Here is an 8335-nt window from a genome sequence, read left to right as displayed (position 1 = left end):
ACCCTCATGGTGAGGAGCCCGCCAAAGCGGGCGTCTCGAACCATGCAGGCCGAGCTCTTTCGGAAACCTCCCGCTGTCATCTGCCATAGCCCTGCTGATACGCCCAGGCCCTCCCCGTACAGGACGTCGCACCGCTTTTCGCCCGCGCCTCAAGCTGGTAGATTGACGCGATTACTCTGAAGAATTTGGCTTTGGGGAATTTTGATGCGCGCGAGCTTTTTCAATCGCGTCCTGACGGTGACAATGCTGGCCGCGGCCCTGCTCGTTGCCACGGTTGCAGCGGCATCGGCCGAGAAGCGTGTCGCGCTGGTCGTCGGCAACTCCGCCTACAAGAACATCACGCCGCTGGACAACCCGTCCAGGGACGCGAGCCTGATGGCGGAGACGCTTGGACTGCTCGGCTTCGCGCTGGTCGGTGGCCGCGCCCAGCTCGATCTCGACAAGGGCGCGATGGACCTCGCGGTGCAGAGCTTCGGGCGGCAGGTGCAAGGTGCCGATGTCGCGCTGTTCTATTATGCCGGCCACGGCGTGCAGGTCGCGGGCTCGAACTATCTCGTGCCGGTCGGTGCCAATCCGACGCGCGAGGCCGACGTCGATTTCCAGATGACCGACGTCAACCTCGTGCTGCGCCAGATGCAGGGATCGGGCACGCGCCTCAACCTCGTGATCCTCGACGCCTGCCGCAACAACCCCTTTGGTTCACGCGGCCTGCGGTCGTCAGATGGCGGCCTTGCGCAGATGCGCGCGCCCGAGGGCACGCTGATCTCCTATGCGACCCAGCCCGGCAACGTCGCGCAGGACGGCAGCGACGGCCACAGCCCCTACACCAAGGCGCTGGCCGCGACGGTCCGGACCGCGGGTCTCGACGTCTTCCAGACCTTCAACCAGGTCGGCCTCGCCGTGAAGCGCGCCACGTCAGGCGCGCAGCAGCCCTGGGTGTCGTCCTCGCCGATCGACGGCACCTTCTATTTCGTGGCCCCGACGCAAACCGCACCGCCGCAGGTGGCCGCAATGCAGCCCGATCCGCTTCCGGCAGAGCGGCTGCGCGCCGACCCCGACCGCGTCCCCTTGCGTGATGCCGCCCTGCTGAGCGAGCTCAGCGAGCGGCTCTACGAGCTCAATTTCGACCCGGACACGGCCGACGGACTCACCCGCGCGATCACGAAACTCCAGCAGCGGATTTCCATGGCGCCCACGGGTGAGCCGACCGAAGGCCTGCTGCTGCGGATGCGCAAGATGGAGGATCTGAAGCCGTGGGGCTCGATCGTCTACGGGCCCGACGACAGCAAATGGGGGATATCGTGGAATCACGCCTCGCGGCGCGCGGCGGTGGCGGACGCGCGCGGCAATTGCGCCGACGCCAAATGTCCGATCGAGCTTTCCTTTTACGGCAAGAGCTGCGGCGCCTTCGCGATATCGGACAAGTCCTGGTCGCTGGTCCAGCGCGACAGCGTCCAGCGCGCCAGGGACGCCGCGCTTGACGAATGCGGAAAGGCTGGCAAAGCTTGCCGCATTATCGGATCCGTCTGCGCCGACGGCTCCGGCCGCTGATACGATTTTCATTTTGGATTTTTGCTCATGCCCAATGCCGCCACCCGGACGTTCGCTTTCGCCTTCCTGCTCACCGCCTCCGCCTCATCGTCCGCGATCGCGCAGTCCGGCAGCGCCGGCGGCTCGATCGGCAATGACGAGAAGTCGCTGTCCGGCTCGCGCTCTGACCGTTCGGCCGAACCGGCGCCTTCGGCGCGACGCAGCAAGCCGGCCGAGGAGCCACGCGCGTCGTCGCGGCGAAGCGGCGGTGGGGGTGGCGGCGGTGGCGGTTTTGACGGCGCCTGGATGGTCGTCAGCGTCGGCTGCGGCGGCACCACGTCCGGCGCGGTCGTGGTCTCCTCGGGCAAGGTCATCGGCCAGGGCGTCACCGGCACCGTCAGCCCAAGCGGATCGGTCAGCACGTTCGGCCAAGGCGAGGGTGTGACATTCACGGGCGCCGGCCGCCTCGGAGCGCGCAGCGGTTCCGGCACCTTCCGACGCTCCGACGGCTGCGGCGGAACCTGGACCTCGACCAAGCAATAACAGCAAAAAAGCCTGGCTGCGGGGCGGAACGAACGGCGCGCAGGCCCAATTCAGGCCACATCCTCTCCGGATTTGCGGCTCATTGCCACCCAAGTCTTTGACGAGAAAGGGCTGGTTAAGAGTTGCGTCATGCGTAACCGGGAGACCAGGATGGGCAACCGCACCGCAAAGTTCATATCCGCGCTTGCGGGCAGCATCATTGCAGGTGCGCCGCTGGCCGCCGTGTCGCAGACTGCGCCCACGGCAACGAGCACGGCAAATGCCGCGAGCGACTGCCTTGCCTCGCCAAAGGGCGCTGCGCCGCAGGGCCAGCACTGGCATTATCGCCTCGAGCGCGCCACCAAGCGGCAATGCTGGTATCTGCGTGCCGAAGGCGGCAAGGACAATGCAAAAACCGTACAGACCGCGCAGGCTGCGCCCGACGCGCCGACAGCCGATTCAGCAGCGCCGCAGCCGCACTCGGTGCAGGATGCCCGCGCCGAATATCTGACGCCGCAGAGCCCCGCAGCGCCGAAGGTGCCCGCACCGGCGGCGCCGACGCAACAAGCTGCGAGCCCCGCCGCCGACGACAGCGCGCAGCAGCCTGCCGTTGCGACGCGTTGGCCCGATGCGTCCACGTCGCCCGCACCGCAGCCGGCGCCCGCTCCTGTCACGACGACGGCACAGCCGAGTGCAAAGCCTTCGAAATCCCCTGCTCCGATGGCTCTGGCCGCGGCAGACAGCACCGCCGACAAGCCGGCCGGCTCGCTCCAGATGCTGCTGCTCGTGATCGGCGGCGCCCTGGCGCTTGCCGGCATCCTCGCCAGCATCGTCTACCGCTTCGCCGCCCGCGGACGCATCCGCGTCCAGGCCGCCGACCATCGCCGCGTCAACTGGGACAATTTTGAACCGCACGATCACGGCGACGGCCGTGCGCCCTGGCTCAACGCAACCGACATCGCACCGCGCGCGCAGCAGCCGCGCCCGATCGATTTCGATGCTGTACGCCCCCCACTCTCGCAGCTCAAAGCCTTGGCGCCCGAAGCCTTGCAGCCCAAACCCTTGGAGCCCAAACCCTTGCAGCTGGCCGCGATTGATCGTGAGATCGAAGTGATCGACGCGCGTGAGCCGCCGGCCCGCAACGCGGCCGCAGAACTCGACGAGGCCGATGTGTTCAGCGGAGAGTTCGAGATCGAGGCGTCTGCGCCCCGGCTCGCGGCCAACGAGGCTCATGACGAAGAGCCGGCCGATCGCGATGAGGCTGAGGCAATTGATGACGCCGTCGACGTCGACGTGATCACGGCGATGCTGGAACGGCTGGCGCAGGACGGGCCGCGCCTGTCGCAGCCTAGCCTTGAAGCTGGCCTTGCAGACCGCGCACGAAACCCACGAGGCCAGTCCGCCGCTCGCGCTTGAGGCGCTCGGCCTTCAGGATGGATTGCACCTCGGAAAAGGCGTCATCGACGTTGTGGTTGATGACGATGTAGTCGTACTCGGCCCAGTGGCTCATCTCGTGGCTGGCGCGGCTCATGCGCTTGCGGATCACCTCGTCGGAATCCTGCGCGCGCGAGTGCAGCCGCTTCTCGAGATCTGCCGCCGAGGGCGGCAGGATGAAGACGCTGACGACGTCCGCGCGCGCCTTCTCGCGCAATTGCTGCGTGCCCTGCCAGTCGATGTCGAACAGCACGTCCTGCCCCGCCGACAGCGCCGCCTCGACCGGCGCGCGCGGCGTGCCGTAGCTGTTGTCGAACACGGTCGCCCATTCCAGTAGCTCGTCGCCCTTCACCATCGCATCGAAGCGGGGCTTGTCGACGAACAGATAGTCGCGGCCGTCGACCTCGCCGGGCCGCATCGGCCGCGTGGTGGCAGACACCGACATTCGCAGGCCGGGCATCCGCTCGATCAGCAGACGCGACAGCGTCGTCTTGCCCGCGCCCGAGGGCGAAGACAGCACGAACATCAATCCGCGCCGCTCGACACCGTCAGTTCCGTGACCGCCCGTCGTCATCGATCACTCCAGATTCTGGACCTGCTCGCGGAATTGCTCGACCACGTTCTTCATGGCGAGCCCCGTATTGGTCAGCTCGATGTCGTTAGACTTCGAGCAGCAGGTGTTGACCTCGCGGTGAAACTCCTGCGCCAGGAAGTCGAGCTTGCGGCCGATCGGGCCGCCCTTGCCGATCAGCTCGCGTGCCTGCGCGATATGCGAGGCGATGCGGTCGAGCTCCTCGCGGATGTCGGCCCTGGTCGCGATCAGGATCGCCTCCTGCATCAGGCGGTCGGAATCGAAACGGTCGGAGGTGTCGAGGAGGCTGGCGATCTGTTCGGCGAGCCTGGCCTTGATCGCCTCGGGCTTGCGGCCGGGCGCAGCCTCGGCCTTCTTCGCCAGCTGCTCGACCTCGTCCACCCGCAGCGTCAGGATCTGCCCGAGCGAGGTGCCCTCGCGCTTGCGCATCTCGACGAGATCGGCGAGTGCCTGGTCGAAGGCGTCGGCTGCAGCAGTGCGCGCGGCCTTGTCCTCCTCCTCGTCGCCCTCGGGCTCGGCGACCTCAATGACACCCTTGATGGCCAAAAGTCCGTCGACGCTCGGCGCGACCGCGTCGACCTTGCCGGCGATCACGGCTGCGGCCTTCAGGACGGCGTTGAGGACATCCTCGTTGACACGGACGGACGCCGCGGCATTGGCGCGCTTGACGGTCAGATTGGCGTAGACGGTGCCGCGCGACAACAGCTCGGCGGCGCGCTTCTTGGCATGAGCCTCGAGCTCGTCGAACCCCTGCGGCAGCCGCACGCGCAAGTCAAAGCCCTTGGCGTTGACCGACTTCAATTCCCATTCGAACGTATACGGCCCGCTAGCGCCGTGGCTTCGGGCAAAGCCCGTCATGGACGACAACGCCATCAGGTCAATTTCTCCAGAAACACGGGATTCGCGGGCCCATCAAGGCACGCGAATCTTAAGACTATTTTGCAGGAAAGTGGAATCCGCAAAGTCCCGCAGGCAGGTCTGCGGTTGACAGGTCTGCGCCGGGTTAGCGCTGGACCACCGGGGGCGAGGTCTGCACCGCGCCCTGCCGGGCGGGCGCGGGGCGCGCCGCAGGCGGCTTCTTCTGCTGGCTGGGCCGCGCCGGCGTGGTCGCGGTCGGCGTGTCGGCGGCGCTGGGCGCGGCGGCGGCCGGCGGCGGCGCGTCCTCGGCCGGCTCGACCGTGTCGTTCTGGATCTGCTTCTCCATCGCGCGGAGCTTAGCGACGTTCTTCTGGTGCGCGTCGTAGGTCTCGGTGAAGGCATGCCCGCCGGTGCCGTCGGCGACGAAATAGAGGTCGCGGGTGCGGGCCGGGTTGGCGGCGGCCTCGAGCGAGGCGCGGCCGGGATTGGAGATCGGCCCCGGCGGCAGTCCCTCGATCACATAGGTGTTGTAGGGCGAAGGCTGCGTGATCTCGCTGCGCTTGATCGGACGGCCGAGCGTGCCCTTGCCGCCGACGAGGCCATAGATGATCGTGGGATCGGACTGCAGCTTGATCCTCTGCTTCAGGCGGTTGACGAACACCGCGGCGACGCGGCTGCGCTCGTCCGGCTTGCCGGTTTCCTTCTCGACGATCGAGGCCAGCGTCACCAGTTGCTCAGGAGTTTTGACCGGGATGTCCTGGCTGCGGCGCTCCCAGATCTCGGACAGCACGCGCTTGTGCGCCTGCTGCATGCGCTGGACCACCTGGTCACGCGGGGTCCCGCGCGGGAACTTGTAGGTTTCCGGCAACAGCGTGCCCTCGCGCGGCAGCTCACGCACGCTGCCGGTGAAGATGTCGTTGTCGGACAGCCGCGCCACGATCTGCTCGGAGGTCAGGCCCTCCGGGATCGTGACGGCATGCTGCACCACCTTGCCCTCGACGATGGTGGCGATGACGTCGCGCAAGGATGCGTTCTTCTGGAACGAGTACTCGCCGGGCTTGAGATCCGAACTCGCCTTCAACGCAGCAACGCTGGCGATGAACACCCACGGATTGACGTCGGTCACGCCTTCCCGGTTCAGCGTCTCGGCGATGTCGCGCTTGCCCGCACGCTGCGGAATGTTGACGATCTTGTCGTCCTTCAGCGGCCCTGGCGCCTCGAGCACCTGCCGGCCGTAATAATAGACGCCGCCGGCGCCGATCATCGCGATCAGCAGCAGGGTGATGATGGCGTTGCCGACGATCACGAAAGGATTGCGCGCGCGGTCCGATCGCTTCGGCGGCGGCGGGACCTGCTCGGGCTCGAGCGCTGCCCGCGGACTCCGCGGCGAAATGGGCGGCCTTTCACTCATCGATGCAACCTGAATCCTGCCGGTTCAATCGCGGCCCGACGATCGCTTGCCGAGCCAGATGCACGCGCCCACTTCCATGACTATCGCCGAATGCGGCAAAACGGTGGATTCGTCGCAACAACAAACTAATGGTCCAGACGCCGGACGATCACCGACGCGTTGGTACCGCCAAAACCGAAAGAATTCGACAACGCGATGTTGACTTCACGCTTCTTCGCCGTGCGCGGCACGAGATCGATCGCAGTTTCGACCGACGGATTTTCCAGGTTGATGGTCGGCGGCACGACATTATCGCGAATCGCCAGAACGGCGAAGATCGCCTCGATCGCGCCGGCTGCACCGAGCAGATGTCCGGTCGACGACTTGGTCGAGGACATCGCGACCTTGGATGCTGCATTGCCGAGCAGACGTTCGACAGCCCCGAGCTCGATCTCGTCACCGAGCGGTGTCGAGGTGCCGTGGGCGTTGATGTAGTCGAGATCGGACGCCGTGATGCCGGCGCGCTTGAGCGCGGCGGCCATGCTGCGGAAGCCGCCATCGCCATCGGGTGCCGGCGAGGTGATGTGATAGGCATCGCCCGAGAGGCCGTAGCCGACCACCTCCGCATAGATCTTCGCGCCGCGGCGCCGGGCGTGCTCGAGTTCTTCCAGGACGAGGACGCCGGCGCCCTCGCCCATCACGAAGCCGTCACGGTCCTTGTCGTAAGGACGCGAGGCCTTCTCGGGCGTGTCGTTGAAGCCGGTGGAGAGCGCACGCGCGGCGTTGAAGCCGGCAATGCCGATGCGGCCGATCGGCGATTCAGCGCCGCCGGCGACCATCACGTCGGCATCGCCGAGCGCGATCAGCCGGGCGGCATCGCCGACGGCATGTGCGCCGGTCGAGCAGGCCGTAACCACCGAATGGTTCGGCCCCTTCAGCCCGTGCGCGATCGAGACGTAGCCGGAAGCGAGATTGATCAGGCGGCCCGGGATGAAGAACGGTGAGACCCGGCGCGGTCCGCGCTCCTTCAGGAGGATCGCGGTGTCGGCAATGCCGTTGAGGCCGCCGATGCCGGACCCGATCATGGTGCCGGTGGCGCACTTGTCCTCTTCGGTCTCGGGATGCCAGTTGGCATCGTCGAGCGCCTGGCCGGCCGCAGCCATGCCGAAGATGATGAAGTCGTCGACCTTGCGCTGGTCCTTCGGCTCCATCCACTTGTCGGGATTGAAGGTGTCGTTCGTTCCGTCACCACGCACGACCGTGCAGGCGATCTTGGTCTGCAGATCGGAGACGTCGAAGCTCTCGATCCTGCGCGCACCGCTTTCGCCGTTGAGGATGCGTTTCCAGGTCGGTTCGACGCCACAGCCGAGTGGCGACACCATGCCGAGACCCGTGACGACAACCCGCCTCATATCTGAAAACTCCGTATCGAAAGATTCGCGGCCAATAACAAGAAACCGGCTGACCGCTGGGAAGCGGCCCGTCCGGTTTCAATGTTGTCCCCGCGAAATTGAAGAGCCTTAGCTCTTCGCGTTCTTCTCGAGAAACTTCGTCGCGTCGCCGACGGTGAGAATCGTCTCCGCGGCGTCGTCCGGAATCTCGCAACCGAATTCTTCTTCGAACGCCATCACCAGTTCGACGGTGTCCAGACTGTCGGCGCCGAGGTCGTCGATGAAGCTCGCAGCGTCGACAACCTTCTCGGGTTCAACACCAAGGTGTTCGACCACGATCTTCTTAACCCGCTCGCCAATGTCACTCATTGCTTAACCTCGTGTTGTTCCCTGTAGACCCGACCCCCCGGGACGATACGAGCCGTCGTGGTCGTTTGACTGCCTTCGCTTACGAACTTTGATTTGGCCCCATCCTAACCGATGCAGGGCCCGGCGAACGACGGCCAAGGCTCAGCATCGCCAATATACAGGGTTTCAAAAACCTGCAATGGCGTTCTTTGCCCATCCGTTGAAGGTCCGGTTATCATACTTCAATTGCCTTGACTACAAGCCTCATTT

8 protein-coding genes are annotated in these 8335 nt (G+C 65.9%); 3 read left to right on the top strand and 5 right to left on the bottom strand.

The genetic code is table 11. The features are described from left to right. The first annotated feature begins 204 nt into the window (after window positions 1-204). From OC450_RS20230 to OC450_RS20220, 3 genes are all read left to right on the top strand, one after another. The gene (locus tag OC450_RS20230) at window positions 205-1551 is read left to right on the top strand and encodes a caspase family protein (RefSeq protein WP_211385435.1); all 1347 of its coding nucleotides are present in this window, start codon (window positions 205-207) and stop codon (window positions 1549-1551) included. Window positions 1552-1578: 27 nt separating this feature from the next. Continuing rightward, the gene (locus tag OC450_RS20225) at window positions 1579-2073 is read left to right on the top strand and encodes a hypothetical protein (protein WP_262048519.1); all 495 of its coding nucleotides are present in this window, start codon (window positions 1579-1581) and stop codon (window positions 2071-2073) included. Between the two features lie 129 nt (window positions 2074-2202). Next, complete coding sequence (locus tag OC450_RS20220; protein ID WP_249129307.1) at window positions 2203-3468, top strand: hypothetical protein; 1266 nt, start codon at window positions 2203-2205, stop codon at window positions 3466-3468. On the opposite strand, the gene gmk is transcribed toward OC450_RS20220, so the two are convergent. From gmk to OC450_RS20195, 5 genes are all read right to left on the bottom strand, one after another. After that, entirely contained in the window at window positions 3401-4060 is a 660-nt protein-coding gene (gene gmk / locus OC450_RS20215) for a guanylate kinase (RefSeq protein ID WP_211385433.1), read from the bottom strand. The genes OC450_RS20220 and gmk overlap by 68 nt on opposite strands. 3 nt (window positions 4061-4063) lie before the next feature. After that, on the bottom strand, window positions 4064-4951 hold the full coding sequence (locus tag OC450_RS20210; protein WP_256809306.1) for a YicC/YloC family endoribonuclease: 888 nt from the start codon (window positions 4949-4951) through the stop codon (window positions 4064-4066). A gap of 130 nt (window positions 4952-5081) precedes the next feature. After that, entirely contained in the window at window positions 5082-6347 is a 1266-nt protein-coding gene (gene mltG / locus OC450_RS20205) for an endolytic transglycosylase MltG (protein WP_211385431.1), read from the bottom strand. Window positions 6348-6472: 125 nt separating this feature from the next. Further along, on the bottom strand, window positions 6473-7738 hold the full coding sequence (gene fabF, locus OC450_RS20200) for a beta-ketoacyl-ACP synthase II (RefSeq protein ID WP_256809308.1): 1266 nt from the start codon (window positions 7736-7738) through the stop codon (window positions 6473-6475). Between the two features lie 108 nt (window positions 7739-7846). Beyond that, complete coding sequence (locus OC450_RS20195) at window positions 7847-8086, bottom strand: acyl carrier protein (protein WP_008130699.1); 240 nt, start codon at window positions 8084-8086, stop codon at window positions 7847-7849. Window positions 8087-8335: the final 249 nt, after the last annotated feature.

Origin of the sequence: Bradyrhizobium sp. Bra78 (genome assembly GCF_024519855.1) — a bacterium.
Taxonomy (GTDB): Bacteria; Pseudomonadota; Alphaproteobacteria; order Rhizobiales; family Xanthobacteraceae; genus Bradyrhizobium; species Bradyrhizobium japonicum_G.
This window is presented reverse-complemented; position numbering and strand designations above follow the sequence as displayed.

Coding starts and splice junctions, on each gene's coding strand:
- OC450_RS20195 (WP_008130699.1), bottom strand. CDS start 8,086: ATGAGTGACATTGGCGAGCGGGTTAAGAAGATCGTGGTCGAACACCTT.
- fabF (WP_256809308.1), bottom strand. CDS start 7,738: ATGAGGCGGGTTGTCGTCACGGGTCTCGGCATGGTGTCGCCACTCGGC.
- OC450_RS20220 (WP_249129307.1), top strand. CDS start 2,203: ATGCGTAACCGGGAGACCAGGATGGGCAACCGCACCGCAAAGTTCATA.
- mltG (WP_211385431.1), bottom strand. CDS start 6,347: ATGAGTGAAAGGCCGCCCATTTCGCCGCGGAGTCCGCGGGCAGCGCTC.
- OC450_RS20225 (WP_262048519.1), top strand. CDS start 1,579: ATGCCCAATGCCGCCACCCGGACGTTCGCTTTCGCCTTCCTGCTCACC.
- OC450_RS20210 (WP_256809306.1), bottom strand. CDS start 4,951: ATGGCGTTGTCGTCCATGACGGGCTTTGCCCGAAGCCACGGCGCTAGC.
- OC450_RS20230 (WP_211385435.1), top strand. CDS start 205: ATGCGCGCGAGCTTTTTCAATCGCGTCCTGACGGTGACAATGCTGGCC.
- gmk (WP_211385433.1), bottom strand. CDS start 4,060: ATGACGACGGGCGGTCACGGAACTGACGGTGTCGAGCGGCGCGGATTG.